This window comes from Sporacetigenium sp. TC11 (genome assembly GCF_058146105.1).
This window is the reverse complement of sequence record NZ_JBYVNY010000006.1, coordinates 1-26,589: the sequence shown is the minus strand read 5'-3', so window position 1 is coordinate 26,589 and position 26,589 is coordinate 1. Positions and strand designations below refer to the sequence as shown.

Genomic DNA, 26,589 nt, shown 5'->3' with positions numbered 1-26,589 from the left:
TCCCAGAGATATCATAGGCCATTTTCGCAATAAAAAATCCACCATATACTTTATACAATAAACTACCAATCTAAAAAATCTTCCTATATTTTTAGAGGTTGCAATAAAAAAGAACAGTTCTGATTTGTTCAGAACTGCTCTATATGTAGAAATTGCTTAATCTCTAATTTTATGTAAATTCATATAATTTTAATCATTCTCATCTAACCATTTAGTTAGAACTTCTATATATTTTTCATTTTCTTCAACAAATGGCATATGTCTTGAATACTGAAATAGTTCCCATTTGCTATTAGGAATTCTGTCATACATAGTTTTTGCAATATACGGAGAGCTCAGATCTATAGATCCACTAGTTATTAAACAAGGTTCCTGTATTTCATGCAGCCTGTCTGTAAATTCATATCCAGCAAGAGTACCTGTAGGAGAAAATTCATTATGTCCCCATCCTACAATATATGCCTCAGAACCTGCTTTTTTAGATCTTCTTAAGCATTCTGGAGAATCTTCAGTTACCTTACCTGCAGCGTACATTTCCATAAATCTTTCTAATGCATCATTGTACTCCTTACTAGAATAATCTCTAGTATTTACTGCATCAAGTAAAGCTTTTTGATCGTCTTCGCTCATATATGATATTCTTCTTTTTTGCTCTTTTTCCCAAAGCTTTGCAGAAGAAAGAGTAGATGAAAGAATATATGACTTAATCCCCTTTGGTTTATACTCAATAGCATACCAAATAGCCTGCATACCTCCCCAAGACTGACCTAATAGATGAATTTCTTCAAGTCCTAGATGTCTTCTTAGTTCAATAAGCTCTTTTATCCAAGTATCAGCGTTAAATAGCCCAGGATGTCCTTCCACAAATGAATTGCCACATCCAATTTGGTCATACATTATTACTTGTCTACCACTTTCAGCTATCTTATCTAATACCTCAAAATAATTATGTGTAGAACCTGGCCCCCCGTGTAGTAATACTAATGGCTTTTTTCCTTCTGTTGCTTCACCTACTATACGATAATAGGTTTTAAAACCTTCAAAAGGCATATACCCTTCAGTAATTTTCATACGTTTACCCCCTTCAACTCTTCATTAAGAACAATAATTAGTTCCTTAATAAGATTGTTTAAAACTTCTCTGCCATATTTAATATGTATTTTAAGCTTTATAATTGTTTACATAAATAGTATAACATAAAAGTAAAAAGTCATTATACCAAGCAACCATAAAATTACTTACAATGCTTTAAATCTATTATATTTATGTTATTTTGATCTAAGATTTTTAACCTCTTCTGCTGTTAAATACCTCCACTTTCCAACCGATAAACCTTTTAAATTAATATTTATAATTCGAACACGTTGCAATTTTACGACCTTGTAATCAAAATGTTCACACATTCTACGGATTTGACGATTCAATCCTTGAGATAATGTAATCTTAAAAGTATTGTCGCTTACTTTAACAACTTTACAACGTTTTGTCTTTGTATATTCTTTTTTCACAGGATTATAAATCCTTACTCCCTCTGACATACCTTTTATAAAAGAAGGATTTATCTTTTTATTTACAGTTACAATATAGTCTTTTTCATGATTATTTTCTTCTCTTAAAATCTCATTAACTATATCTCCATCATTTGTAAGAAGTATTAAACCTTCTGACTCTTTATCTAGTCTTCCAATTGGAAAAATTCGTTCAGGATGATTTATGAAATCAATAATATTTCCTTTTATGTGTCTCTCGGTTGTACAAGTAATACCAACTGGCTTATTTAAGGCAATATATATATCATTTTTCTTTTTCTTTAATAACTTACCATTCACTTCTACCTTATCTTCTGGCCCTACTACTCTTCCTAATGTTTCAATTACTCCATTAACTTTCACTTTTTTCTGTTTAATTAGTTCATCAGCTTCTCTTCTAGAGCAAATCCCAGTTGAGCTAATAAATTTATTAAGTCTCATAAATTTCTCCTTGTTTATTCATGAATTTATTTAATCGCTAATTTATCTCTTTATTATATCATATTTATTTTATCCAAATAATTTCGATATGCAAATGCTAATTTGCAAAAACATAAAAAACCATACTGTTTTCACAGTACGGTTTTTTTATTTATGCTTTTTTAACTACTGATGATTTTAATTTCATAGCTCCAAAGCCATCTATTTTACATTCTATATCATGACCATCAGCTGCTTCAGGAACTAAACGTATACTTTTTACTTTTGTACCTATCTTTATAGATGATGAACTTCCTTTTACTTTAAGATCTTTTATTACTGTTACAGCATCACCATCGTTTAAGATATTTCCATTTGCATCTTTGATAACATTTGAATCTTCACTATTTTCACTTTCTAAAGACCACTCATGAGCGCATTCTGGACAAACTAAAAGACTTCCATCTTCATAAGTGTATTCTGAATTACATTTTGGGCAATTTGGTAAATTTGACATAATTTTATTTCCTCCATCTGTTGTTAATTCTAATTTATGCCTATATACTATCATATTTCTTTAATATTGACAAATCATCCCCAAGCCTATACTTGAAGTTCATTTCTTCATACAACAAAAAACCAGCAAAGAATTCTTCACTGGTATTTTGAAATATTAATTATTCTATTATCTCTCCATTAGTTGAAATAACAACAACTCTCCAAGGTATCATTTTTCCACTATTTATTAGTGCTTGCTTTACTGCATTTTCCATTCCACCGCAGCATGGAACACTCATTCTAAGAACATCAACGCTTTTAATATCATTATTTTTAATAATTTCTGTTAGTTTCTCAGAATAATCTACACTATCTAGTTTTGGACAACCAATTATAGTAATTTTGTTTTTCATAAATTTACTGTGGACATTTGCATTTGCAAATGCTGTACAATCTGCTGCAACTACCAGTCTAGCACCGTCAAAGTAAGGAGCATTTACTGGAACAAGTTTTATCTGACATGGCCACTGTCTTAATTCAGATTGCATTTCGTGAGATTCTTTATTTTTATCATCTACATTATCTCTTTTTAATTCTTTAGAATGTGTAGAAGGACATCCACAAGGTACTGAAGTTTTTACCTCTATAGTTACTTTTTCATCACTTCTATTATTATTAAATTCCTCTACATCCTTTTCAACTACTTTAAGTGCATTCGTAGGACAGTTTGGTAAACACATTCCTAATCCATCACAATATGACTCTGATACCAGTGTGGCCTTTCCATCTATTAGTTTTAAAGCACCTTGATGACAAGCATTTATACATAAACCGCATCCAACGCATTTTTCTGTATTAATTGTAATTACATTTCTTTTCATTTTAGTCCCCCTCAATTTAATTAACTTATAATCCTATATTACTATAAATTTAACAATAAATCTGTTACATATGGTACGAAATATAGGATTTTTTGGGGAATATTATTGATTTTGTTTTAATTCTTTTCTTATTTGTTCTTTCCACTTAATTATATTTTCTATCGCATTTTTTTCCCCACCTAAATATATGTCTTCAATTGTCATTGACCACGATTTAAAGTCACGTTTTCTTTCTTTACTTGGAATAGGATTTGTTATTTTCCCTATATTTTTTACAATCTCTCTATTTTTCTTGAGAATATATGCTATATCCCAATTATTATCGTAAGCACCAATGAATAAATCAATCATATGTTTGTAACCTTCTACTGTATAATTAGATGGATGCTGTATCATGTAACATGAAACAAGCCAAAAATGTAGAGCATATAGTTTTGGGTTGTTATGCTCCCAAACAAGGGGAAAACCAAATAATTCATAGCATGAAAACCCGTCTGTCTCCTTTGCTCCACACTCTATACATTTTCCAGACTCCATAACTGTATTATTATCAACCACTTAATATCAATCCTCCTATCAAAAAACTAATACTTCATTAGTTTATCCTATGCCGTAACGTAAATGTCAACAAAAATTCCCTCAAAGCTTTAAGTCTGAGGGAATATGTTTATATAATGTTTATAACATCCTTACGCGGTTCAGCAGGTTTTGGTTCATCTGCTGGATATCCAAAAACAACCGACCCATATACAGCGTGATTCTTAGGTATATCTAATTCTGATAAAAGTTCTTGTATCGTTGGTAACTGAGCCATTCCCGGCAACTGGTTTACCCAACATGATCCGATTCCAATGGAGTGGGCAGCCAGCATCATATTACCAATTGCCAGTGCAGAATCTGGCATGGCGTTTCCATTATCTTTTAAGTGAGATACAATAACAAATGTTGGTGCATTATATAAAAAGTTTGCATTCTCATCCTTTGCTTTTTCAATAAGACTAACTATATACGGGTGAGTTTCTGCAACAATAGGGATAGATAAAATTGCCTGACGTATTGACTCATTAACCTTTTTCATCGTTTGTGGATTTTGTATTGCTGTAAACTTCCAACTTTGTGTACCCATTCCATTTGGAGCATAGCTTCCTGCTAAAAGAATTGTATTTAGTTTTTCTTTTGATATTTGATTAGGACTATAATTTCTTATACTTCTTCTTGTAATAATATTTTCTAATATAGCATTCATGATATTTTTACTCCTTAACTTATCTTGTGTACATTCCTATGCACCGATTAACTTTACTTGATTTAAACATAGACTACATAAACCTACTGTTTTCTAGAGGCATAAAGGAAACGACAATAACCTATTTCAGCGGCATTCTTCATAAGTTCTAGATTTAACCACGCAGCAAGCTCGTAGAATGGCTTATCTTCGAAAGGCCACTTAGTTCTTTTGCAAGAAAGAAATTCTTCATCTGATATAGTTGTCAATATAGTTTTCCACTCATCACGCAGTTTAATAATTTTTTCTTTAACAGCTATAGTACTACCAGACCATTGTATATCTTCACGCTTCAAAGTTCCTTTACCAAAGGAGTAATCAAAGACCATTGACCACCAAAAAGTAATATGCCATGTTAGCCATGCAATACTTGCTGGGCCAATATCATAAGACTCAGTATCTGGCCAATCTACATTCCATGTTCCTTGTTTATTAATAACATGAAGCCCCTTTGAACAAGGTTTCCAAAGACATTCTTCATCTCCAAGACCTTTAAGATGAAACTCTAATAATTGCCATGAAATATCAAACTGAAATATCAACGCATTACGAACACTATCTATTGAGTTTTGAGTAACTTTATCATTCATAATTAAGCCTCCTAAACGAATACACTATTGGATTTTATAAATATCTTGAAATAACTTTAACTAGCTTTGATGGTAAATCTTCTAAGTTTGTAATATTTAAAAATTTATTTTCTCCATAAATTTCGCTTATTATTTCTTTATCCTGTCCTATTGCCGCTGCCAAAAATGTAATTCCTTTTCGTTCAAATTCTGCTATAGTCTTTTTCATATCATCTATTGCATAAGATCCAGTGTAATCATCCATAGCTTTAGGTTGCCCATCACTTATACTAATTAATAGTTTTGTTTGTTGGTTAGAAGTTAACAGTCTTTCTGAAATAATCCTAAGGGCCATTCCGTCGCGATTATTACCTCTACCACGGATTCCCATGAGTCTATACCTATTGTTATAATCTTCTTTATCAAAGTCTGAATATGCAAATATAGACATTTGCTCTAATTTTGAAATATCAGCAGTATCTCCATAAATTAATACAGGTATGTTGCACATTTTGCAAAATTCATATACTGCTACAACTGTACGTTTTGCTGCATCTAATCTACCAAAAGCTGTCATAGATGCAGATTCATCTACTCTTAATCCAACTACAAGAGATGGAGATTCATTTGGAGGTAGCTTTTTAGAAAAATACCTAAAATCATTATAAGCAACACTATCTGATTGGAACTTACTACCGTAATAATGGCTTTTTGCAAATTCTGTAGAAACATCATGTTCTAAAAGTTGACTAGTCTTTCTTGCTAGCTCTCTTATAATTGGCATTAACTCTTTGCTCAAGATTATATACTCTTCTTTATTCTCTAGATTCCAATCAGGTCTATGAACTATTAGTTTTACATTCTTATGAATCGAATGTGATGCGACTTTTCTGGCGTCTTTATTTAGCTTTTTCCTGAATTTTTTCTCTTCTTCTTTTGTATGTTCAGAATCATCCTCTGGATTTAATTCATTATACTTAGAATTTCCATTCTCTCCTAAATCAGAACTTTTTTTATCTCCCATTTCTTCAGAAACCTCAGGAGAACTCTCTTCACTATCTTGAGATTTTCTTAAGGCCACACGTTCTTCATCAGAATCAACGTCTGAATCTTTGATATCGTCTATTTCATCATTACTTTCCCAAGTTTTAATTTCAGCTATCTCTGAATGTCTTTTTTTTTAATATTACTTTCAAATTCATCTAACTCCTCAAAAATTCTATTCTTATTTAACGATTCTTCCAATATCTTAATTTCTTCAGAGTCAGTTGTTATTTTATAAATTACTTTGTAATACAATGATTCCTTTATTGATGAACCATTATCAATGGAATCAACCCAATAAAAGAATGAACGCATGCCGGCAACTCCTTTAATTGCGTTAGCTCTAGCAGTTTTGTCTAAAATAATAATTGTATTTGCTAAAATATCTAGTAACTCATAATTACTGTATCCTGTTTTGGCAATTGCACGTTCTATCATAACTTCTTTACTTGGTAAATCCATTTTTTCAGTATGTTGGATTCTATCACGTAAGGATTCATTTAGTGGTCTACATCCTAAATAATTACGATTTGTAGTAATAACTGCTATAAAATCACTATGTCGATGAATAACTTCTGTTGGAAGGTTTATGCTACCATCTAGTTCTAATGCAGAGTTTAAGGCCATTAATACTGCTGCATCTCTAATAACTGTTGGCTCTTGTATTTCTAAAATATATCCATTACGGTAAGCCCTTACTATCTCAGATGGATAAAATCTATATTCAACAACATCGTCCTTTGAATATTCCCCAACTAATTTCATTAAGTGTTTTATTTTCAAAGCAGCTTGCTCCTGTGAAATACCTAATACATCTATTAAAACTTCAGTTGCACTATAAAATCCGTCGCTATTATATAATGCTTTTAAAGTTATCTTATCTTCATCATTTATTTTTTCTAACTTATCATTTGAAATTACAGGTAAAATAGCACCAACAATATCTGACTTATCCATATCTGCAAAGCAAGTTACCTTAGTATATGGAAGGCCAAAGTCTGCTGATAAGGCCTTAGCTAGTTGAGTTTTTCCTGAACCAGCATCTCCTTCTAAAAGAATGTTGGCTATTTTCATTTCTTCACGATTCCAGTTACGTTTTACTTCATTACATATTCTAATTTCTTCTTCACTTGTTTTATGAGATAATGGCTTTCTCCATATTAAACCTTTTTCTTCATCATTTAATTGTCTATCTGGTGATAAGTAATATTTAACATCCATGAATTTCTCCTCCTTTAATACCCACTCTTTGTATACGGGATAATACTCGAAGGTGTATTTTATCTATATTATTATATTAGATTGCCTTTGAATCTTTTGTATTATTAATCCATTTATCACGTAATGCTTCTAACTCTTTTGTATAATCTGTTTTTGTTTCATCTTCTTTATCGTAAGGAAGAACCTCTAATACTTTAATGGTAAAAGGTGCTTCACCGTTATCATTCCAATCTTTTTGTAATTCCTTGTTTGGATGCATTCCTGCCCCTAGTTTAAATTTATTGCTATTTATAGTTCCTTTTGTGTCATTAGTACATCCAATATAGCTTTTTCCCGTATTACTACATTCAAATACATATACACCCATTTCTGTTTTTCTATATTTATATTCTAGTAATAATTTCTTTTTTTTCATTTTATCCATTTTAAGACCTCCTAAATAATACCACGATTATAATTTACTAAATTACTAATTTACTAATTTACTAAATCGATAATATCATTTATATTTTATGCCGTCAAGAATTTAAACAAAAAAAATAAACTCAGAGTAGAAATTTATTTCCTATTCTGAGTTTATTTAAATTAAAAATTCATTATATTTTTATCTATCTTTATCTTTTATAATTTTATAAACTCCACTAAACATACCAAATAGTAGTCCTGTTATTGGGAATATAATCCAGTTTATATGCCATTGATTATAGAAAAAACCGCTAATCAAGAAAATACATACTGCAAGCGGCCACACAATTGCTGCAATTAAAGCAATTATCTTATCCTCTTTTGCTTTTTCTTTTAGAGGCTTTGAGTATTCATCTAAGCGTAATAATCTTTTGTAACTTTCTTTAATTGTTCCAAAGTATATAAATATATATACAGCAATTGCAACCATAATTAGTAAACCAACTACCCCATAGACTGATGCCCTATCACCAAATATAGATGAAATAAAAATCACTACTGGTGATAGTATACACATTGCTACTCCTACAATTACTGATATAGTATAGGTTGAATTAAATTCATTATTCTTTTGTTCAATTTGTTTCTTTAAGTGACTTGGAATATTAAATTCCTTTTCTAAATACTTAAATTTTTCTACTAATGTCCCACTGTATATAAATAGTCCAACTGCTACTGCAATAAGAATAAATAATGGAATTAGCCCCATAATACTAGCAGATTCTTTTGAAATGCCAACTATTAAGTTATCCTCTACCAATTGATTAATTAAAATTAAAGAGGATGCTCCAAGAATACATAAGAAAACTCCAATACCAATAAATTTCCCTGATTTTTTACTAGCAATGATAAAATCATTTGCCTCTTGTTCTGTAAGAAATGGAATTACCTCTTCTTGTTTTGTATAATCAATTCCAAGTTCATTTATTAATTCATCAATATTTCCAAATTCAGAAATTACAATACCAATAGCTTCATTTTCTGATTTCCCCTCATTTTTAAGCTCATTGTATTTATCTTCCATATTCAATAATAAGTCATTCTTCATTTTTTGTATTTCATTAGTTTTTGGAAGACTTACAAACATAGTATCTAAATAATTTTTTATTGTTTCCACTTACTCTACCTCCTTAACAAATCGGTTTATAACTTCTTTGGTTAGTTCCCATTCATTACATTTTTCTTTGTAATAATTTATTCCAGCTTCAGTGATCTTGTAATATGTCCGTCTTTTTCCAAAGGTTTCATCCTTAAAGTAAGATTCAATATATCCATTTTTCTCGAGTCTATTAAAAGCAGAATAAAGAGTGGTTTCTTTTATGATATATTTGGCATCTGAAAGTTCTTTGATCTGTTTTGATATCTCATATCCATAAGAATCATTACCTATAAGCAAATAAAGAATTATAGTGTCGTTGTATCCTCTAATAACATCGCTACTAATCAAATATTTTCGCTCCCTTCATGTCCTTAATGTTAATAATATATAGAATATAATTTATCATTATATAAATAAGCTTATAATTTAATCTATGAAATTAATAGTTATAAGTTCTATATGTATTATTAAATAATTAAGTTTTACTACATCTATCGTACTTTATCTGTCGTAGTAATTTAAATATGCCATAATTACTACGACAAGTCAAGTAATTTCTCTTAGCGAGATAATTCTACTGACAAAAACATAAAAAAATCATGCTATTTTCGTAGCATGATCATAATTGTAATTTGTAGCAATATATTACATATTCTCTACAAATTGAATTTTTAATCCATTTGGATCTTTTACATAGAAGAACTTCACATGTGGATTTGGTTGGAAAGGACCCCCTTCAATAGCTATACCTTTCTCTTTAACAAAATTCATCATCTCATCAACTGATTTTATTTCAAATCCCCATGAAATATCTTTTCCTATATTTATATCAGTATTATTCTCATTATATATAAGTTCAACCTTTGTTTCTCCATTGCCTAGAAATGCAATTTCCATACCTGGTCCAGCTTGAAATCTTTTATCTACGTTAAGCCCAACTACTTCTTCATAAAACTTTAATGATTCTTCCATATTTTTAACGTTTAATGTACTCCAACAAAATCCCATAAAAACCCTCCTATAACTACTTATTTTTATAATATATAATACCATATTATACCATATCTTTTCTTATAATTTTTGTAAACTAAAATGTAAAAAAGACCGTACTGTTTAACAATACGGTCTAACTTTTAACTTAGTATTTAACTAATATGTTGTACATTTTAGAGTCTTCTAAAACCTCTAATCCATAATCTATATCTGCTTCTAGTGCAATTATATCACCTGCATTAATAATTGCTTCTTCATTTTCCTTATATACAATTTTTAGACTACCTTCAAGCATTACAAATAATGTTTCCATTTCATAGTATTCTTTATCTATACTTTCACCCTTTGCTAGAGAGAAAAATCTCATTTCTACATTTTCAGTGTTTACTAATGCTTTACTAGCTATTTGATTTCCTCTATGACTTACTATCCCATTTATAGGAAGTACTTCATAAGGGTTAATATTTTTAAAATATTTCATATTTAATCCTCCTTAACTACTACAAGAAGCATTGACATATTTTCCTTGGCTGTTACTTGGTGTGGAATATTAGCTGGCATAACAACCATTTGATCTTTAACAGCTTCCATAGTCTCATCTCCAATTTTTACTGTAGCAACACCTTCAGTTATATATATCAGAGCATCTCCTTTTGCTGCATGTGGTCCTACTCCTTCACCTTTTCCAAATGAAAATACAGTAATTCCAACACCTTTTTTTTGAGTCAGTGTAACTGATTGTATTTGACCTTCTTCTGGCACTACTAAGTCTCTAAAATTCACTGCTTTTGCTTTTTCTATATTTTTTATTAATTCATTCATTTTTATCTTCTCCTTTTATATAATATTTTTAATTTTTATGTTGATATTATCTAGTAGTATTAATTCTTGAGTTCATTGTAACATATACACTTTAAAGATTATGTACCAACGGTTACAGATATTGGTAAATTTTACAACTTAACTATTTTTATTATTTATATCTATATAGATAAATTGTACTCAAAAACAACAAACTCTATACGAATTCATATAACTAAATTAACTCTAAATCTCTAATTACTCATATTGACATCTCAATATATTAGATTTACAATGGAAACTGCAAATAACATTTGAGTTTTATGGGTTTATAGAATAATTAAATGAAAGGATGAATATATTGGAAGATACTAATCGTATAAGAATTTTAAAAATAGCACATCATTTGTTCAACTCTAGAGGTTATCGCAGTGTAACAGTTCAAGACTTAGCAAGTGAATTAGGTATGAGCAAAAAAACTATCTATCAATACTTCAGTGGAAAAGAAGAAATTGCTTCAGCTGTTGTTGATATTACAATAAATAAAATTGCTGAAATTAAGAGTAAATCTGAACTTGATCAATCAAATCCTTTACTTACACTTAAAGAAATATTATTAAATACAGAACATGAGTCTGTTAAACTTAATCCTTTGTTTTTAATGGATATACAAAAGTACCTTCCTGAACTAGCTGATAAGTACAATGAATTTCGTAATGAAGGGAAAAAACTCATTGAACGTTTACTAAAACATTCTCAGGAGATAGGCCTAATTAAAGATATCCCAATTAATTTAGCCATGGAAATTTTACATGAATCTTTACATTCACTAGTTAAACCTGAATTTCTTTCTCAACATGGATATTCAGCTAATGATGTAAAAAATACATTCATAGATATTTTCTTTAGTGGAATTGCTGCACCAAAAAATCTTAAGTAGTAGATATGGGGGAAATAAAATGAAAAAGTATATACTACACTTTAATGAAATTGATAAATCTTCACTATCTTATGTTGGAGGAAAAGGTGCTAATCTTGGTGAGATGACGAAAGCACATTTTCCCGTTCCTCAAGGTTTTTGTGTTACAACTTGGGCTTACAAGTCATTTATTCAAAATAGTAATAAAATGAATAAGTTATTAAGTTTGCTTGATAATGTAAGTCACACTGATTTAGAGCAAATAAGTATATTAGGTAAGAATATTCGAGACCACATAGAGACTATAACAATGCCTGATGATATAAAACATGGTATTTTAGATGCATTAAAAATAACTGGTAAAGAAAAATATTATGCAGTTCGTTCTAGTGCAACAGCTGAAGATCTGCCTACTGCTTCATTTGCAGGACAACAAGATACTTATTTAAATGTATTTGGAGAAGATCAACTTCTTAAAGCAATACAAAAATGTTGGGCTTCATTATTTACAGATAGAGCAATTTCGTATCGTACTAAAAATAAATTTGACCATAAATCTGTATTTCTTTCTGTAGTTGTTCAAGAAATGGTATTTCCAGAAGTGTCTGGTATTATGTTTACTGCAGACCCTATAAATGGACACCGCAAAACTATATCAATAGATGCAAGCTTCGGTTTAGGTGAAGCTCTTGTGTCTGGAATTGTTACAGCAGATTTATACCAAGTTCGTTCTGATGAAATAATAAAAAAGAAAATTTCAAGTAAAAAGGTTGCAATATATTCTCTTCCTCAAGGAGGAACTGTTACAAAGGATATTCCTCAGGAAAAACAAGATATTCAGGCTTTATCTGACGATAAAATAATTGAATTGTCTAAGTTAAGTCAAAAAATCGAGTCACATTATAATTGTGAACAAGATATTGAATGGGCATTTGCAGATGGAAAGTTCTATATTCTTCAAAGTCGCCCAATTACATCACTGTATCCAGTACCTACTATTTGTGATGATAAATTAAATGTATTTATATCTTTTGGACATATTCAAGTTATGACTGATACTATGAAGCCTTTGAATATATCACTTTTTAAAAACATAACTAATTTCCTAAGAAGCGAATCTTCTTCAATGGACTATTTTATATTTGAAGCTGGAGGAAGGATGTTTGCTAATGTTACTCCTATTCTTCTTCTAAGGCCTGTTAGGCATAGATTTCTCAAAGTATTTAATAAAATGGATGAATTAATAGTATCAGCTTTATTAGAAGTAGTTAAAAAAGAAGATTTTATAAATAGGTCTATACATAAGAAGAGAGTATTTAAAACTTTTAGTAAACTAGCTCCTATAGTTATTCGAGTATTTATTAAGGTATTGATTAATATATTAATTAAAGATCCTACTAAAGCTGAAAATGAGGTTAACTCATTAATAGAAACAATCTCTAAGGAAAGTGAAAAAAATATATTTGAATCTTCAGGATCAAATATGATTCGAAAAGTAAAAGAAAGCATGGGCAACATGGTACCAAATGTAATATCTAAAGTTGTAGATTATATTATTTCAGGAATTATAGCATCAGGTAAACTTGAAAAGAAACTTAAAAATAAAGTTGGAGATAAGAAATGTGCTTATTTATTAAGTCAGTTGAATAAATCTTTACCTGGAAATGTTACGACAGAGCTTGGCCTTGAAGTTGCTGATTTAGCTGATATTGCTAGAAATTACCCTGAAGTTATAGATTATCTTGAAAAAGCCAATAATGAAACCTTTTACGAAGGGCTTATTAAAATTAAAGGTGGACTTGAATTTAAAGAGAAATTTGAAATTTTCCTTAGTAAATACGGAATGCGATGCTCGGGTGAAATTGATATTACAAAGCCTAGATGGTATGAAGAACCTATACAATTTGTGCCTTCTATTTTAAGTAATATCCGCACTTCTACATGTGGAGAACATAGAGTAAAATTCAAACAAGGTGAAATTGAGGCAGAACAAGCAGCTAAAGATATTATTTCAGAGTTTAGTGGTTTTGAAAAAATAGTAGTATCTAGATTGGTTAATTTATATAGAAACCTTATGGGTATGCGTGAACATCATAAGTTTGCAGTAATTTTGCAGTTAGATATATATAAGCGTGGTATTTTGGACGTGGGAGGCGACCTTGTAAAAAAAGGAATCCTTAAAAATGAAAAAGATATATTTTTCTTTACATTAGATGAACTTATAGAATTAGAAGAAAATAGATTTTCAAAAGATGTTGATGAGTTTATTAATGAAATTAAAAAACAATATGAACAATATGAAAAACTTACTCCTCCTCGTGTTATTACTAGTGAAGGAGAAATTATTACTGGTAGAATAAAAGATATTCATGCTCCTGAAGGCGCACTTATAGGTATACCAGTTTCAGCTGGAATTGTTGAAGGTGTTGCAAGAGTAATTACTAGGCTAGAAGATGCTAAACTAAATCCAGGCGAAATACTTGTAGCGCCTTTCACTGACCCAGGATGGACTCCTTTATTTACTTCAGCAATTGGTTTGATTACCGAGGTAGGAGGTACAATGACCCATGGATCTGTTATTGCTCGTGAGTATGGTATTCCAGCTGTTGTAGGTATAGATAACGCAACAGAACTTATTAAGGATGGAGCATATATTAGAATTAATGGAACCGAAGGATACGTTGAAATACTACAAAAGTAGAGGACAATTTTGTGTCCTCTACTTTTGTAGTATATATTTTGTATCTTTTTATATATTACTAGATAAATAATCAACAATAGATGATTCTATAACTTCTAAAGCTATAAGTATTTCTTCTTTTTTAATATTTAATGGAGGTTGAATTCTAAGTACATTCCCATTCATGGGTGTTACTACTACACCCTTTTCATAACATCTATAGCAAATATTTGAAGCTGCTTTAGAATATTTTTCCTTTGTGCTAGAATTTTTTATTAACTCTACTCCTATCGATAAACCTATTCCCCTTACATCTCCTATAATTTCGTATTTATCTTTCATTTTATAAAAATATTCTTTAATAAAATTTCCCATTTGAATTACATTGTCTAAAAAACCATCTTCAGAAATTACATCAATAGTAGCTATAGCTGCAGCACAGCATACAGGATTTGCAGCTATTGTAATTTTGTGCGAAGCTGGCTCAAGTGATTCCATTATTTCTTTTTTTCCTATAACTGCACTGAGTGGCATACCTGAAGCAATAGCCTTTCCCAAAACTACTACATCCGGTATAATATCAAAGTGATCAATTCCAAACCACTTACCAGTTCGGCCAAAACCTTGTTGTACCTCTTCACTTATAAATAAAATTTCATTTTGTGCACATAATTCATAAAGATTCTCGATGTATTTTTGAGGTGGTATAATAATCCCACTATCTCCTTGTATTGGTTCAATTATTACAGCAGCTACTTCGTCTGCAGGTAAATATGTCTTAAATGCATTCTTAACTTCATCAAAGCATTCTATATTACAAGTCTCTTCTTCTTTACCAAAATTACACCTATAGCAATTAGGATAATTAAAACTATAAATATTGGGTAAAAAAGGTCTAATATTTTTTTCATATTTGTATTTAATGCAGACATAGTTACTGCTCCGTAGGTTACTCCATGATATCCTCCAATAAATGCAATTATATTACTTCTACCGGTATATGCTCTTGCAACTTTTATAACAGCATCATTAGCATCCGATCCTGAAAGTCCAAATAAAACTTTCTTTTTATAATTACCAGGTGTAATATGAACAAGTTTTTCAGCTAAATCAATCATAGGTTCATTGTATGAATAAGAAGAAGTATAATGCACAAATTTATTTATTTGATTTATTATCGCTTTATTAATTTTTGAGTTTGAACCACCTAAATTTAATGTGGCTGCACTTGACAATAAATCAATATAACAATTTCCATCTATATCTTTAATAGTTGATCCATCCACACTTTGTACAACTAGCGGAAAATATGCATCTCTACATGCATCAGCAATAACATAACTATCTCTTTTTATTGATTTAATAGATTTGTCTATATTCATATAAAGCTCCTTTGAAGATAATAATCTCAATGTTTTAATACTTTTATATTGTCATTTTTCATATTATTTAATTCAAAAAAGCTATGATATTCTTGGATAAATCCAATACTACCATAGCTTTTTTATAGGAATTTGTATTTCTGAAATATATTCTTCTTCAGAATCTGAGAAATCATAGTCTACTATGTTTTTTTCAATAGACTCTCCTATTATTGTATATCCATTTTCCTCAATCCATTTAATAAGTATTATATAGTGATTCTCTATATCTTCATATGGACCTGAAAACACAATACAGGCATAATCATTTTCTGAAATTAATTCTAGATCTTCACATGATATATTTTTCGTAGATACTACCTCTACAAAATATCTAAACTTACTAAAATCAGACTTTAATATGTTCTCTTTTAACACTGATGTATATATTTGTCCTTCACTAAGCCAAGAACTCATCTTCATGTATTCTTCATTCTTCTTTAATGTTTGTTTAATTTCATAATCATCTTTATTATTATTAATATCTAAAAAAATTCCTATTCTTTCAGGTATTCTTTTTACTTTTATAACATTAATATTATCTTCTTTTACGCTTTCTAAAAGATCTAGTTTGCTATTTATTTTCTTTTTTAGATTTATTAAATTATTTATTTTTGTATCAATTTCTTCTTCTTTCTTTTTAAGTAGGTTTATCAAATTATTTGTGTTTTTATTGTTCATGTATTTTTTAATATCTTTTAATGAAATATCAAGTTGCTTGAAAAAAAGTATTCTACTTAGCTGAAAAAACTTTCTAACCCCATAATATCTATATCCATTTTCCTTTTCGTAGTCAGGCTTTAGAAGATCAATTTTATCATAATATCTTAGTGTATCTGTACTTATATTAAAAAGTTTTGATAATTCACCAATTAAAAATTTGCCTTTCATAGTTATATATTGTCCCTTTCATTTATTTAAATTACTACGAGTATTATTATAGCAAATACAAAATTAAAAAGACCATCAAATATATTTTTATTTGATGGTCTTTTATTAAACTTCCATGTTTTTAAATGTAAAGTCCAATAAATCTATTGCTAAGTCAGCTGTAATATCATTTTTATCTAATAATGTGTTTAGTTCAACAAAGTCCATAGACTTTATAAGTTTTGTTTGAGCTAGTGTTTTTAAAATATCTTTTGTATCTTCAACACTAACACCATTATGTACAGGAGTACCTGTTCCTGGTACAAATTCATAGTCTATAAAATCTAAATCAAAGCTTAAATGAACTGCATCAATATTTTTATCTTTAAGTTTTTGTAATATATCATTTAAAACTCTTTCTATACCTTTTTCATTAATTTCTTCAGATGAATAAACATTAAGGTTTTCTTTATTTATTAATTCAAGTTCTCCTTCATCTAAATCTCTAGCACCCACTATAAATACATTTTCTGGATTTACCTTTCTTCCCTCAAAGTAAAGATTGGTTAATTCAGGATGTCCTATTCCCATAGCATTAGCTAAAGGCATACCATGTACATTTCCACTTCCACTAGTATCATGAGTATTTATATCTCCATGTGCATCCATCCATATAACTGCAAAATTATCATATGCTTTACTTATACCAGATATACTTCCAAGGCCTACTGAATGGTCTCCTCCAACTACTAATGGAAAACTACCTGCCTCTATAGATGTATAAACAGCATGAGCGATATTTTTATTAACTTCTGCTATAGCTTCAAAGTATTTCATATTAGAATGAGAAGAAAATTTATCAGAGTCTTCAACCTCAGGCACATGAATATTTCCAAAATCAAATACATTATGATTGTGCTCAGCTAAAATCTTAGCAATATTCTTTTCTCTGAACTTTTCGGGTGCATGTTCAGGTCCTTTTCTATCTGCTCCATAAAAAATTGGAACTCCAATTATATTAATATCCATAATATATTCCTCCTTATATAAGCTTTAGCTTTATGAGTCTATGTAGGATGCAAAATTAAAATGTTTCAATTATTATTTATTTTTTACAAAATCTATTAAAAAAACCGCACTTATTTTTATAATAAAATAGTGCGGAATTTTTTATTTACATATGTTTAAATGTCCAATCTAATAAATCTATTGCTAAATTAGCTGTAATATCATCTTTATCTAATGCTGTGTTTAGTTCAACAAAATCCATAGACTTTACAAGTTTTGTCTGTGCTAGCATTTTTAAAATAGCCTTCGTATCTTCAACACTAACTCCACTGTCCACAGGAGTTCCTGTGCCTGGCACAAATTTAGCATCTATGAAATCTAAATCAAAACTTAAATGAACTGCATCAATATTTCTACCTTTAAGTTTTTGTAAAATTTCATTAGTAACATTTTCTATACCCTTTTCATTAATTTCTTCAGATGAGTAAACATTAAGATTTTCTTTATTTATTAAATTAATTTCTCCTTCATCTAAATCCCTAGCACCTACTATAAATACGTTTTGTGGGTCTACCTTTCTTCCTTCAAAATAGAGATTAGTTAAATCACCATGTCCTATTCCCATTGCCTTAGCTAAAGGCATACCATGTATATTTCCACTTCCACTAGTATCATGAGTATTTATATCTCCATGTGCGTCCATCCATATAACAGCAACATTTTTATGCTCTTTACTTATACCAGATATACTACCAAGTCCTACTGAATGATCTCCTCCAACTATTAATGGAAAACTACCTGACCTTATGGATGAATATACAACATGAGCAAGATTGGTATTAACTTGAGTTATAGCTTCAAGATATTTCATATTAGAATGAGAACAAAATTTATCACAGTCTTTAACTTCAGGCACAAAAACATTTCCAAAATCAAATACCTTATGATTATGTTGAGCTAAAACTTTAGCGATATCCTTCTCTCTTAACTTTTGAGGTCCATACTCCGGTCCCCTTTTATCTGCTCCATAAAAAATTGGAACTCCAATTATATTAATATCCATTAATTTCTCCCCCTCTTAAATTTTACTGATTTATGTACAATTCAAAATTTTTCGTTAATAAAATTGTAAAGGTTAGAGTAACTCCATAGTCAATATAAAATTTCGTTTTTTTTTATTTTTTATAAAATAAGCAACATAATGCCTAATTTAATATATATATAAAGTAAAAACACTCCAAAATGATTCATTTTGTTTTTTGGTATGATATGTTATAATTTTTACAATCTATACAAATTACTTTTTAAGAAAGGATTTTTATATGAATTGGTTAAACAAACTTGAAAGAAAATTTGGACGCTATGCAATTTCAAATCTTATGTATTACATTATAGGTGCAACTATGGTTGCATATATGATTCAGTCTATTTTAAATATACCAATATATCAGTATCTAGCTTTTGTTCCAAGCTTAATTATGGAAGGTCAAATTTGGAGAATAATAACCTTTATTATAATCCCACCTTCAGCCTCAATTATAACAATTGCTTTTGTAATGTATTTTTATTATATGGTAGGTTCAACATTAGAAAATGAATGGGGAGCTTTTAAATTTAATATGTATTATCTCTTTGGAATGATAGGAACAATTATTGCAGCTTTTATAACAGGAATGGGAACTAGTGTTTATTTGAATTTATCTCTATTCTTAGGCTTCGCATATTTATTTCCACATGTTGAAATACTGTTATTTTTCTTAATACCAATTAAAATTAAATATCTTGCATATCTAAATTGGGCATATTTTATTTTCAGTTTATTGTTTGGAAGTATGGGAGTCAAAGTAGCAACAATAGTGTCATTAATTAACTTCTTTATTTTCTTTGGAAATGATTTTATCGATTATATAAAAAATCAAAAAAGATATGGAGCAACGAGAAGAAATTTCCGAAAAGAAATGAAAAAATACAGAAAATGAGGGAACCTCAAGGGTTCCCCTATTTTATTTTTTGAATTGATAATAAATCTTCAATTCTTTCATTCATATATTGGTATGAATCGTGTACGCCTCTATTATAAAATTCTACGGCTAATTCTTCTATTATAAAATCTAATAGTAGACTAGAAGCCAAATCACCTAATTCTTCTTCTCTCTCGTTTTTAAAATAGGTTTTTATTGATGAAATCATTCCTTCTCTTTGTTCTTTAGTTAGTTTAAATTTATCTTTTTTCTTCATAATACACCTCCATTAAATTATTTTATAGTTTATTATAAATATAATAATTTGCAGCTACTCATATAAATCACCTGCAAGTTCTTCTAATAATTTCATGTCTATAATATCATAAAAATCCTTATTCTTTTTTATTGCTCCCCTATCACATAACTTATTTAAAGTCCTAAGCAAATGTCTATAGCTTGTCCCTAATAGTTCTGATACCTCAGTTAAGTTACAATCATTAGTCAAATCACTATTATCTTCACTATGACTAGGAGATGCAGTAGCCAATAAATAGCTTGCTAACCTATTTTCTAGTGGATATAGTAAGTTTATAGAACTGTATTTTGAAAGTTTTGTAAGCTTTTGCCCTAACCTTATAGTCATATATCTTAAAAACTTTGGATCATCAAGACAATACTTCCTAATCTTTTCAAATGAAATAGCTACACAATAAGTATTTTCTATAACTTGAATATTTGTATCTGCTACATCAATTTCAATAAACTCAACATCTCCAATTACTTTAATAGGTTTATAAAAACAAAGTAATAGAGATTTTCCGTTGCTTAATAATGTATAGACCTTTGCCTTTCCATCAACTAAGAAAAATAAATACTCTATTTTTTCATCTGATCTACAAATATATTCATTTTTATTGAACATTACAAGTTCCATATGCTGCTTCATATCTATACTAAATATTTCATCTAAATTGTATTTAGATATGTAGTAATTTAATTTTTCATTGTCATTAACCTTTATCACAAATTACCTCCATATAACTTATATAAACTTATTTTACTATATTATAGGTTACTATGACAAATGTCATAACACACTAGTTATTATAAATCACAAAAAGAGTATAGAATTATTTGTTTAAATACAAATTAATCTATACTCTCTATAATTATCTAAGGCTTTCTATGGCATTTTTTGCCCAGTTTGAATCTTTTAAAATTGTCCTTCCTACCCCAATAAGGTCTGCCTTATTACTAGATAGTAACTCTTCTGCAGCTTTTGCATCTGTAATTCCACCAGTTAGAATTACCGGAATAGAAACTACCTTCTTAATAGCTTCTGTGAGCGGTGAAAAATATCCTTGCTCTTTAGAACTATTTCCTGCATACCCACAGAAACCACCAGAAATATCGAGAATATCTATACCAGCTTTTTCAAACTCTTTCGCTGCAAATAAACTATCTTCAATAGTAATTCCACCGTCCATATAATCAGAAGCACCTAATCTTAAAAGCACAGGGAAATCATCATCTACTGCATTTTTCACTGCTTTAATAACTTTAAGGTGCATGTTAATACGATTATGTACACTTCTACCATACTCATCAATTCTTTTATTACTTAGTGGAGAAAAGAATTGATTAAGAAGATAACCATGTGCAGAATGTATTTCTACTCCATCAAAACCAGCTTCCTTACAACGATGTGCTGCATGTGCAAAAGCTACTATAATATCATCAATTTCCTCAGTTGTAAGTTCATGTGGAGTTTGTTCTCCTTTACGAGGATTAACAACTGCTGATGGTCCAACTGGAATGCTTCCTATAACCTCTTCTTCAGCTGCACTTCCAGCATGATTTAGCTGCATAATGGCTTTAGATCCATTTTGTTGAATAACATGAGCTAACTTTCTTAATCCTTCTATTGTACTATCATCAGCAACAGAAAGTTGGCCTTTACTTGCCTTTCCTTGTTTCATTATAAAACTGTGTTCAATTATAATAAGACCTATGTATCCACCTTCGGATTTTTCCTTATAATAATTTAAAATCTCGTCGCTAACTTTTCCATTACCTTGAGATTTTGCAGTTGCCATCGGGGGCATAACTAGTCTATTATTGAGTTCTAAATTGCCTGCTTTTATTGGTTTAAGTAAATTATACATAAAAAAGCCTCCTTTTCTTTCTCTAAAAATTATTCCCTTATATTATAGCCCTCAACCACTTATTATTATATACTTTCTATTTAGTTATATTTCATATTAATTTGACATTAAAGTATCCTATATTTAAAATGAACCTATAATATACTTAAATAATAGATTTTTTAGGAGTGATAAAATGGATTATAAAATTTTGATTGTAGAAGATGATACTTCTATTAGTAATTTACTTAAAGAACACATTCAAAAATATAATTTTGATTGTAAAATAATAGATGATTTTGAAAATGTAATGGATGAGTTTAATACTTTCAAACCTCATTTAGTACTATTAGATATAAACCTTCCAAAGTTTGATGGGTACTATTGGTGTAGAAAAATAAGACAAGAATCAAACTTACCTATTATATTTATATCAGCTAGGGAAAATCAAATGGATCAGGTAATGGCACTTGAAAATGGAGCTGATGATTATATTACAAAGCCTTTTTACTATGAAGTGGTAATGGCTAAGATAAAAAGTCATATAAGAAGGTCTTATGGTGAGTATTCATCTTCCTCTGATGAAAGAATAGTTGAACTAGATAAACTTAAATTTTTTCCAGAAAGACTAGAGGTAACATTTAATGAAAAAACAATTGTACTTACAAAAAAAGAAGGAATCCTTTTAGAATGTTTAATTAGTAATTACCAAAAGGCAGTATCAAGGGACTATTTATTAGAAAAACTATGGGATGACATATCATTCGTTGAAGAAAACACATTAAATGTAAATGTAACTAGACTTAGAAAAAAACTTCAAGAACTAACAAATGAATATATTATTGAAACTGTTAGAAGTCTTGGATATAAGTTAACTAAAGTATAGGTGATAATATGAAAATTTTTTTAAAAGATAATATTCCCTTTGTCATTACATATTTAATAGGCAATTTACTAACTATTTTTTACTGTTTTATTATTAATACTTTAGATACATCCGATATTTTGTACATTTTAATTTTTAATTTATTTATATTAATTTGCTTCTTAGTTTATCGTTATTTTAGAAATAATAAGTTTTATAATATTTTATCTAGTGAAATAGATGATATAAATCATTCAGTTAAAGACTTAGGAAATTCTCCACTATCCAAGGGTCTTGAAAATATACTTAGAAATCAATATAACTTATATGAAAAAAACATACAACAGTACAATAAAGTTCAAGAAGAACACATGATGTTTATAAATTTATGGATTCATCAAATGAAAACTCCCCTAGCTGTTATACAACTTCATATTCAAAATAATCATTCAGATGAATTATCAAAAAATATAAAAGAAGAAGTTGAAAAGCTAAATAGAGGACTTAATATGGCCTTGTATTTTGCTAGGTTAGATTCATTTCAAAAGGATTTTCACGTTGAAAAAGTGAACCTAAATAAAGTTGTTCTAGAAATTGTAAATAGCGAAAAAAGATTTTTCATAAAAAACAAAGTATTTCCACAAGTAGATATAGATCCCAATTTAATAGTTTATAGTGATTCAAAATGGATAAACTTCGTAATTCAACAATTAATAATAAATGGAGTTAAATATTCTAAAGGATATAGCACAAAGCTAATAGTATCTTCAAAATTAATAAATAATAAAGTTGTTTTAGAGGTTGAAGATATGGGCATTGGAATCCCACAAAAAGATATAAAAAGAGTTTTTGATCCATTTTTTACAGGAGAAAACGGGAGAAAATTTGGAGAATCAACTGGTATTGGATTGTACATAGTAAAAAAAGTATGTGATAATCTAGAACACAAAGTTGAGATTGAATCTGTTGTAGATAAAGGAACTAAAGTTAGAATAATATTTTAGTCAATAACCTTACAAAGATGTAATATAAATGAAATGTTAATAGATAGTTGATATTTCAGTTACATTATAAAATAAACTCATAGAAAAAATAATGTAAGGAGATGACATGATGGAAATGTTAAAAGTCAATAATTTAAGTAAGGTTTATGGAGATAAAGTTGTATTTAATGTATTAAAAAGTATAAGTTTCAGTATTGAAGCTGGTGAGTTTGTTGGAATAATGGGACCTTCAGGGAGTGGTAAAACTACCCTTTTAAATATGGTTTCTACAATAGATAAACCAACATCTGGAGATGTTTTTATAAATAACAAAAATATTTTAAAGATAAAAAAAGACAACCTTTCTTCGTTTAGAAGAAAAGAGCTTGGATTTGTATTTCAAGATTTTAATTTATTGCATACTCTTACAATAGGCGAAAATATATTATTACCACTTACACTTGATAACTATTCTTTAAAAGAACAAGATAATAAACTAAATGAAGTTGCAAAAATACTAGATATACAAAGTTTATTGAACAAAAGAACTTTTGAAGTCTCAGGTGGCCAAGCTCAAAGGGCAGCTATAGCTAGAGCTATTATCCATGAGCCATCTATTCTACTTGCAGATGAGCCAACAGGTAATTTAGATTCAAAGGCAGCAAAGAATGTTATGGAGTTGTTTGAGTATATAAACAAAGAAAATAATGTGACTACTATGATGGTTACACACGACCCCTTAGCTGCTAGTTATTGCTCTCGTATACTGTTTATAAAAGATGGCAAGATATTTAATGAAATCCACAAAGGAGAAAGTAGACGAGTATTTTACCAAGAAATTATAGATGTTTTATCCTTGTTAGGTGGTGATACAAATGAATTTTAGACAATTCGCCCTTAACAATGTTATGAGAAATATAAAATCATATTTAGCGTATTTTTTAAGTATGAGTATATCTGCAGCGTTGTTTTTCTCATTTTCTATGTTTATTTTTCATCCTGACTTAAATGGAGGTATATCTTCTATAAATGTGTCAACTGGTTTTCTTGCAGTAGAAATCATAGCTTACGTGTTTTTAATATTCTTTGTTTTTTATTCAGCTAGTGTATTTCTAAAAAGTAGATACAATGAATTTGGTACACTATTTATGCTTGGAATATCCAAAAAACAGCTAAATAAATTGATTTTAATAGAAAACATAATAATAAGTGCAATATCAGTGCTATTGGGACTTATTTTCGGTTTAGTTTTTTCGAAGTTTCTTTTGACTATTGTTTCAAAACTATTAGATTTAGATTTATTAAAATTTTATTTCCCTAGTGAGTCTATAGTTTTGACTTTATTTTCTTTCTTGTTATTAGGTATTATTATATCAGGATTTACATCCTTTATAGTAAAAGAAACTGAAGTATTAAAATTACTAAAAGGAACTAGAAGTCCTAAGAAGGAACCAAAGTTATCATTAGTTCTTTCATTGCTATCTATAGTTCTTTTAGTAGTAGGATATTATCTATCATCAACAGCTACTATAGATAATCTAGCTAATATTATGCTTCCAGTTACTGCAATGGTTGTTATAGCTACTTACTTTTTATTTTCTCAATTTAGTGTATTTTCTATAAAACTATTAAAAAATAACAAGAACTTTTATAGAAAAGGACTTAATTTAATTTGGATATCAAATTTATTTTATAAAATAAAAGATAATTCACGTATGTTCTTTATAATAGCGATAACATCAGCAGTATCTTTTTCATCTATTGGCGCATTTTATGCTTATTGGAAACAAACAGAAGATTTAGTTTCTAAGTATTATCCTCAAACATTTTTTTATGCCACATTTAGTGATTTAAAATCTAGTAATGAACATACAGATTTTCTTGAAAAAGAACTTAATGATAAGAATTTTAAATACGATAAAGTTACAGGAGAATTAAAGGCATATGTAAATAGCGACGGAGATTATTTGGATTTAGGGTTAATCAGTGAAAGCAATTATAACAAATTAGCTTCTGCACAAAGTTTAAATAAAGTTGACTTAAATAATAATGAAACATTAATATTCTCAGAAGGTACTATAAAAGATTCATTAAAAATAAATAAATCATATAAAGTAAAAGAAGTTTCAAATAAAGCTTTATTACCTGAATCATTTGCATATGTAGCTGTACTTGACGATAAGGAATTTGACAAGGTAAATGCTAGATCTACTATAGAACTAGACAATAAAGAATTTGATAAAATGAGCCCTGGCTATAACAAAGAAATGTTTGCTGCTTATTATATGGATAATCAGGACAAAACCCTTGGTATAGGCAATTCTTTTGATGAAAAATTTGGCTTTGAATCTGATGAACATTTAATGTTTTCATATGCATCAGAAATTGACACATCTAAAAAAGCAGTGGGATTATATTTATTTGCAGCTACATTTATAGGACTTATTTTCTTCTTTACTACAGGAAGTTTTATATATAACAAGATTTATACTGACGTAATTGAAGATAAAAAGAAATATAGAGATATGAGTAAATTAGGATTGTCTTATAAGGAAATTAAAAAAATAATAACTATTGAAATTGGAATTTTATTTTTACTTCCTTATATAGTTGCAGTTATACATTCTTCCTTTGCACTTAGCTCATTACCTAATGCCTACAATATAAAAGTAACAGGTTCTGCTTTCTTAGTCATGGGTAGCTTTTTATTAGTGCAAGTTGTTTATTTCTTAATTATAAGAACCAAATATCTTATGGAAATCAAACAAAATTTAATATAATAATAATACCCCTACCTCACTTTTTGAAGTGATACCCTAAAAATAGACACACGTAACCCCTATGCAACATCAACATGGCTTCTATACTCAATTGGAGCCATGTTTTTAAGTTTCTTTTGAAATCTAAAATTGTTATAAAAATGAATATAT

Annotated in this window: 31 protein-coding genes; 7 read left to right on the top strand and 24 right to left on the bottom strand. The window is 29.0% G+C overall.

The window, feature by feature from the left end:
• Nucleotides 1–189: 189 nt before the first annotated feature.
• The 15 genes from pepI to ACUSRV_RS09965 all read right to left on the bottom strand — a co-directional run bounded on the left by pepI (nucleotide 190) and on the right by ACUSRV_RS09965 (nucleotide 10,826).
• Nucleotides 190–1,071 (bottom strand): proline iminopeptidase, encoded by an 882-nt coding sequence (pepI, locus tag ACUSRV_RS10035; protein WP_490141814.1) that lies wholly within the window; start codon nucleotides 1,069–1,071, stop codon nucleotides 190–192.
• A 197-nt stretch (nucleotides 1,072–1,268) separates the two neighbouring features.
• Nucleotides 1,269–1,970, bottom strand: a complete 702-nt coding sequence (locus ACUSRV_RS10030) for a pseudouridine synthase (RefSeq protein WP_490141813.1) — start codon at nucleotides 1,968–1,970, stop codon at nucleotides 1,269–1,271.
• A gap of 151 nt (nucleotides 1,971–2,121) precedes the next feature.
• On the bottom strand, nucleotides 2,122–2,466 hold the full coding sequence (locus tag ACUSRV_RS10025) for a zinc ribbon domain-containing protein YjdM (RefSeq protein ID WP_490141812.1): 345 nt from the start codon (nucleotides 2,464–2,466) through the stop codon (nucleotides 2,122–2,124).
• Between the two features lie 160 nt (nucleotides 2,467–2,626).
• Nucleotides 2,627–3,328 (bottom strand): ATP-binding protein, encoded by a 702-nt coding sequence (locus ACUSRV_RS10020; protein ID WP_490141811.1) that lies wholly within the window; start codon nucleotides 3,326–3,328, stop codon nucleotides 2,627–2,629.
• Nucleotides 3,329–3,430: 102 nt separating this feature from the next.
• Nucleotides 3,431–3,886, bottom strand: coding sequence for a DUF5946 family protein (locus ACUSRV_RS10015; RefSeq protein ID WP_490141810.1), 456 nt, complete (start codon nucleotides 3,884–3,886; stop codon nucleotides 3,431–3,433).
• A gap of 109 nt (nucleotides 3,887–3,995) precedes the next feature.
• Nucleotides 3,996–4,574 carry a nitroreductase family protein gene (locus ACUSRV_RS10010; RefSeq protein ID WP_490141809.1) on the bottom strand — a complete coding sequence of 193 codons (579 nt, stop codon included), beginning with the start codon at nucleotides 4,572–4,574 and terminating at the stop codon, nucleotides 3,996–3,998.
• 83 nt (nucleotides 4,575–4,657) lie between these two features.
• On the bottom strand, nucleotides 4,658–5,203 hold the full coding sequence (locus ACUSRV_RS10005; RefSeq protein WP_490141808.1) for a DinB family protein: 546 nt from the start codon (nucleotides 5,201–5,203) through the stop codon (nucleotides 4,658–4,660).
• 34 nt (nucleotides 5,204–5,237) lie between these two features.
• Nucleotides 5,238–6,263, bottom strand: a complete 1,026-nt coding sequence (locus ACUSRV_RS10000) for a vWA domain-containing protein (protein WP_490141807.1) — start codon at nucleotides 6,261–6,263, stop codon at nucleotides 5,238–5,240.
• Nucleotides 6,264–6,340: 77 nt separating this feature from the next.
• A complete protein-coding gene (locus tag ACUSRV_RS09995; protein ID WP_490141806.1) occupies nucleotides 6,341–7,447 on the bottom strand; it encodes an AAA family ATPase in 1,107 nt (368 codons plus the stop codon).
• A gap of 76 nt (nucleotides 7,448–7,523) precedes the next feature.
• Nucleotides 7,524–7,871: a GIY-YIG nuclease family protein gene (locus ACUSRV_RS09990; protein WP_490141805.1), complete on the bottom strand. Its 348-nt coding sequence runs from the start codon at nucleotides 7,869–7,871 to the stop codon at nucleotides 7,524–7,526.
• 180 nt (nucleotides 7,872–8,051) lie between these two features.
• Nucleotides 8,052–9,029 carry a permease prefix domain 1-containing protein gene (locus ACUSRV_RS09985; RefSeq protein ID WP_490141804.1) on the bottom strand — a complete coding sequence of 326 codons (978 nt, stop codon included), beginning with the start codon at nucleotides 9,027–9,029 and terminating at the stop codon, nucleotides 8,052–8,054.
• The gene (locus tag ACUSRV_RS09980) at nucleotides 9,030–9,359 is read right to left on the bottom strand and encodes a PadR family transcriptional regulator (protein WP_490141803.1); all 330 of its coding nucleotides are present in this window, start codon (nucleotides 9,357–9,359) and stop codon (nucleotides 9,030–9,032) included.
• A 297-nt stretch (nucleotides 9,360–9,656) separates the two neighbouring features.
• Complete coding sequence (locus ACUSRV_RS09975; RefSeq protein ID WP_490141802.1) at nucleotides 9,657–10,019, bottom strand: VOC family protein; 363 nt, start codon at nucleotides 10,017–10,019, stop codon at nucleotides 9,657–9,659.
• Nucleotides 10,020–10,149: 130 nt separating this feature from the next.
• The gene (locus tag ACUSRV_RS09970; RefSeq protein WP_490141801.1) at nucleotides 10,150–10,485 is read right to left on the bottom strand and encodes a cupin domain-containing protein; all 336 of its coding nucleotides are present in this window, start codon (nucleotides 10,483–10,485) and stop codon (nucleotides 10,150–10,152) included.
• A 2-nt stretch (nucleotides 10,486–10,487) separates the two neighbouring features.
• Nucleotides 10,488–10,826 (bottom strand): cupin domain-containing protein, encoded by a 339-nt coding sequence (locus ACUSRV_RS09965; RefSeq protein ID WP_490141800.1) that lies wholly within the window; start codon nucleotides 10,824–10,826, stop codon nucleotides 10,488–10,490.
• A 340-nt stretch (nucleotides 10,827–11,166) separates the two neighbouring features.
• Between ACUSRV_RS09965 and ACUSRV_RS09960 the strand changes: the two genes are divergently transcribed.
• Both ACUSRV_RS09960 and ACUSRV_RS09955 read left to right on the top strand, forming a co-directional pair.
• Nucleotides 11,167–11,745 carry a TetR/AcrR family transcriptional regulator gene (locus ACUSRV_RS09960; RefSeq protein ID WP_490141799.1) on the top strand — a complete coding sequence of 193 codons (579 nt, stop codon included), beginning with the start codon at nucleotides 11,167–11,169 and terminating at the stop codon, nucleotides 11,743–11,745.
• A 19-nt stretch (nucleotides 11,746–11,764) separates the two neighbouring features.
• Nucleotides 11,765–14,425, top strand: a complete 2,661-nt coding sequence (locus tag ACUSRV_RS09955; protein ID WP_490141798.1) for a phosphoenolpyruvate synthase — start codon at nucleotides 11,765–11,767, stop codon at nucleotides 14,423–14,425.
• A gap of 48 nt (nucleotides 14,426–14,473) precedes the next feature.
• Here the strand turns inward: ACUSRV_RS09955 and ACUSRV_RS09950 are convergent, their stop codons facing one another.
• From ACUSRV_RS09950 to rocF (ACUSRV_RS09930), 5 genes are all read right to left on the bottom strand, one after another.
• Nucleotides 14,474–15,283, bottom strand: a complete 810-nt coding sequence (locus tag ACUSRV_RS09950) for an aminotransferase class III-fold pyridoxal phosphate-dependent enzyme (protein ID WP_490141993.1) — start codon at nucleotides 15,281–15,283, stop codon at nucleotides 14,474–14,476.
• Nucleotides 15,214–15,786 (bottom strand): aminotransferase class III-fold pyridoxal phosphate-dependent enzyme, encoded by a 573-nt coding sequence (locus ACUSRV_RS09945; RefSeq protein ID WP_490141797.1) that lies wholly within the window; start codon nucleotides 15,784–15,786, stop codon nucleotides 15,214–15,216. The genes ACUSRV_RS09950 and ACUSRV_RS09945 overlap by 70 nt, the downstream gene beginning before the upstream one ends.
• A 108-nt stretch (nucleotides 15,787–15,894) precedes the next feature.
• Nucleotides 15,895–16,716, bottom strand: a complete 822-nt coding sequence (locus tag ACUSRV_RS09940) for a MerR family DNA-binding transcriptional regulator (RefSeq protein WP_490141796.1) — start codon at nucleotides 16,714–16,716, stop codon at nucleotides 15,895–15,897.
• A 105-nt stretch (nucleotides 16,717–16,821) separates the two neighbouring features.
• On the bottom strand, nucleotides 16,822–17,724 hold the full coding sequence (gene rocF / locus ACUSRV_RS09935; RefSeq protein ID WP_490141795.1) for an arginase: 903 nt from the start codon (nucleotides 17,722–17,724) through the stop codon (nucleotides 16,822–16,824).
• 145 nt (nucleotides 17,725–17,869) lie between these two features.
• Nucleotides 17,870–18,766, bottom strand: a complete 897-nt coding sequence (rocF, locus tag ACUSRV_RS09930) for an arginase (protein ID WP_490141794.1) — start codon at nucleotides 18,764–18,766, stop codon at nucleotides 17,870–17,872.
• Nucleotides 18,767–19,025: 259 nt separating this feature from the next.
• Here rocF (ACUSRV_RS09930) and ACUSRV_RS09925 point away from each other — a divergent pair, with 259 nt between their 5' ends.
• Complete coding sequence (locus tag ACUSRV_RS09925; RefSeq protein WP_490141793.1) at nucleotides 19,026–19,682, top strand: DUF1751 domain-containing protein; 657 nt, start codon at nucleotides 19,026–19,028, stop codon at nucleotides 19,680–19,682.
• 19 nt (nucleotides 19,683–19,701) lie between these two features.
• Here the strand turns inward: ACUSRV_RS09925 and ACUSRV_RS09920 are convergent, their stop codons facing one another.
• The 3 genes from ACUSRV_RS09920 to ACUSRV_RS09910 all read right to left on the bottom strand — a co-directional run bounded on the left by ACUSRV_RS09920 (nucleotide 19,702) and on the right by ACUSRV_RS09910 (nucleotide 21,832).
• Nucleotides 19,702–19,941 carry a DUF2164 family protein gene (locus ACUSRV_RS09920; protein ID WP_490141792.1) on the bottom strand — a complete coding sequence of 80 codons (240 nt, stop codon included), beginning with the start codon at nucleotides 19,939–19,941 and terminating at the stop codon, nucleotides 19,702–19,704.
• 54 nt (nucleotides 19,942–19,995) lie between these two features.
• Complete coding sequence (locus ACUSRV_RS09915) at nucleotides 19,996–20,691, bottom strand: cyclic nucleotide-binding domain-containing protein (RefSeq protein ID WP_490141791.1); 696 nt, start codon at nucleotides 20,689–20,691, stop codon at nucleotides 19,996–19,998.
• Between the two features lie 145 nt (nucleotides 20,692–20,836).
• The gene (locus tag ACUSRV_RS09910; protein WP_490141790.1) at nucleotides 20,837–21,832 is read right to left on the bottom strand and encodes an NADH:flavin oxidoreductase; all 996 of its coding nucleotides are present in this window, start codon (nucleotides 21,830–21,832) and stop codon (nucleotides 20,837–20,839) included.
• Nucleotides 21,833–22,007: 175 nt separating this feature from the next.
• Between ACUSRV_RS09910 and ACUSRV_RS09905 the strand changes: the two genes are divergently transcribed.
• The 4 genes from ACUSRV_RS09905 to ACUSRV_RS09890 all read left to right on the top strand — a co-directional run bounded on the left by ACUSRV_RS09905 (nucleotide 22,008) and on the right by ACUSRV_RS09890 (nucleotide 26,439).
• Nucleotides 22,008–22,697 (top strand): response regulator, encoded by a 690-nt coding sequence (locus tag ACUSRV_RS09905; RefSeq protein WP_490141789.1) that lies wholly within the window; start codon nucleotides 22,008–22,010, stop codon nucleotides 22,695–22,697.
• 8 nt (nucleotides 22,698–22,705) lie between these two features.
• Nucleotides 22,706–23,680, top strand: a complete 975-nt coding sequence (locus ACUSRV_RS09900) for a sensor histidine kinase (protein WP_490141788.1) — start codon at nucleotides 22,706–22,708, stop codon at nucleotides 23,678–23,680.
• 109 nt (nucleotides 23,681–23,789) lie between these two features.
• Entirely contained in the window at nucleotides 23,790–24,545 is a 756-nt protein-coding gene (locus ACUSRV_RS09895) for an ABC transporter ATP-binding protein (protein WP_490141787.1), read from the top strand.
• Entirely contained in the window at nucleotides 24,535–26,439 is a 1,905-nt protein-coding gene (locus ACUSRV_RS09890) for an FtsX-like permease family protein (protein ID WP_490141786.1), read from the top strand. Before ACUSRV_RS09895 ends, ACUSRV_RS09890 begins: the two co-directional genes overlap by 11 nt.
• A 59-nt stretch (nucleotides 26,440–26,498) precedes the next feature.
• On the opposite strand, the gene ACUSRV_RS09885 is transcribed toward ACUSRV_RS09890, so the two are convergent.
• The gene (locus tag ACUSRV_RS09885; protein WP_490141992.1) at nucleotides 26,499–26,585 is read right to left on the bottom strand and encodes a hypothetical protein; all 87 of its coding nucleotides are present in this window, start codon (nucleotides 26,583–26,585) and stop codon (nucleotides 26,499–26,501) included.
• Between the last annotated feature and the right edge of the window lie 4 nt (nucleotides 26,586–26,589).

What these genes read in the sequence shown, in the direction of transcription:
- pepI (WP_490141814.1), bottom strand. Translation starts at nt 1,071, where the DNA reads ATGAAAATTACTGAAGGGTATATGCCTTTTGAAGGTTTTAAAACCTAT.
- ACUSRV_RS10030 (WP_490141813.1), bottom strand. Translation starts at nt 1,970, where the DNA reads ATGAGACTTAATAAATTTATTAGCTCAACTGGGATTTGCTCTAGAAGA.
- ACUSRV_RS10025 (WP_490141812.1), bottom strand. Translation starts at nt 2,466, where the DNA reads ATGTCAAATTTACCAAATTGCCCAAAATGTAATTCAGAATACACTTAT.
- ACUSRV_RS10020 (WP_490141811.1), bottom strand. Translation starts at nt 3,328, where the DNA reads ATGAAAAGAAATGTAATTACAATTAATACAGAAAAATGCGTTGGATGC.
- ACUSRV_RS10010 (WP_490141809.1), bottom strand. Translation starts at nt 4,574, where the DNA reads ATGAATGCTATATTAGAAAATATTATTACAAGAAGAAGTATAAGAAAT.
- ACUSRV_RS10005 (WP_490141808.1), bottom strand. Translation starts at nt 5,203, where the DNA reads ATGAATGATAAAGTTACTCAAAACTCAATAGATAGTGTTCGTAATGCG.
- ACUSRV_RS09995 (WP_490141806.1), bottom strand. Translation starts at nt 7,447, where the DNA reads ATGGATGTTAAATATTACTTATCACCAGATAGACAATTAAATGATGAA.
- ACUSRV_RS09990 (WP_490141805.1), bottom strand. Translation starts at nt 7,871, where the DNA reads ATGGATAAAATGAAAAAAAAGAAATTATTACTAGAATATAAATATAGA.
- ACUSRV_RS09975 (WP_490141802.1), bottom strand. Translation starts at nt 10,019, where the DNA reads ATGGGATTTTGTTGGAGTACATTAAACGTTAAAAATATGGAAGAATCA.
- ACUSRV_RS09970 (WP_490141801.1), bottom strand. Translation starts at nt 10,485, where the DNA reads ATGAAATATTTTAAAAATATTAACCCTTATGAAGTACTTCCTATAAAT.
- ACUSRV_RS09965 (WP_490141800.1), bottom strand. Translation starts at nt 10,826, where the DNA reads ATGAATGAATTAATAAAAAATATAGAAAAAGCAAAAGCAGTGAATTTT.
- ACUSRV_RS09955 (WP_490141798.1), top strand. Translation starts at nt 11,765, where the DNA reads ATGAAAAAGTATATACTACACTTTAATGAAATTGATAAATCTTCACTA.
- ACUSRV_RS09945 (WP_490141797.1), bottom strand. Translation starts at nt 15,786, where the DNA reads ATGAATATAGACAAATCTATTAAATCAATAAAAAGAGATAGTTATGTT.
- ACUSRV_RS09940 (WP_490141796.1), bottom strand. Translation starts at nt 16,716, where the DNA reads ATGAAAGGCAAATTTTTAATTGGTGAATTATCAAAACTTTTTAATATA.
- rocF (WP_490141795.1), bottom strand. Translation starts at nt 17,724, where the DNA reads ATGGATATTAATATAATTGGAGTTCCAATTTTTTATGGAGCAGATAGA.
- rocF (WP_490141794.1), bottom strand. Translation starts at nt 18,766, where the DNA reads ATGGATATTAATATAATTGGAGTTCCAATTTTTTATGGAGCAGATAAA.
- ACUSRV_RS09925 (WP_490141793.1), top strand. Translation starts at nt 19,026, where the DNA reads ATGAATTGGTTAAACAAACTTGAAAGAAAATTTGGACGCTATGCAATT.
- ACUSRV_RS09920 (WP_490141792.1), bottom strand. Translation starts at nt 19,941, where the DNA reads ATGAAGAAAAAAGATAAATTTAAACTAACTAAAGAACAAAGAGAAGGA.
- ACUSRV_RS09910 (WP_490141790.1), bottom strand. Translation starts at nt 21,832, where the DNA reads ATGTATAATTTACTTAAACCAATAAAAGCAGGCAATTTAGAACTCAAT.
- ACUSRV_RS09905 (WP_490141789.1), top strand. Translation starts at nt 22,008, where the DNA reads ATGGATTATAAAATTTTGATTGTAGAAGATGATACTTCTATTAGTAAT.
- ACUSRV_RS09900 (WP_490141788.1), top strand. Translation starts at nt 22,706, where the DNA reads ATGAAAATTTTTTTAAAAGATAATATTCCCTTTGTCATTACATATTTA.
- ACUSRV_RS09895 (WP_490141787.1), top strand. Translation starts at nt 23,790, where the DNA reads ATGGAAATGTTAAAAGTCAATAATTTAAGTAAGGTTTATGGAGATAAA.
- ACUSRV_RS09890 (WP_490141786.1), top strand. Translation starts at nt 24,535, where the DNA reads ATGAATTTTAGACAATTCGCCCTTAACAATGTTATGAGAAATATAAAA.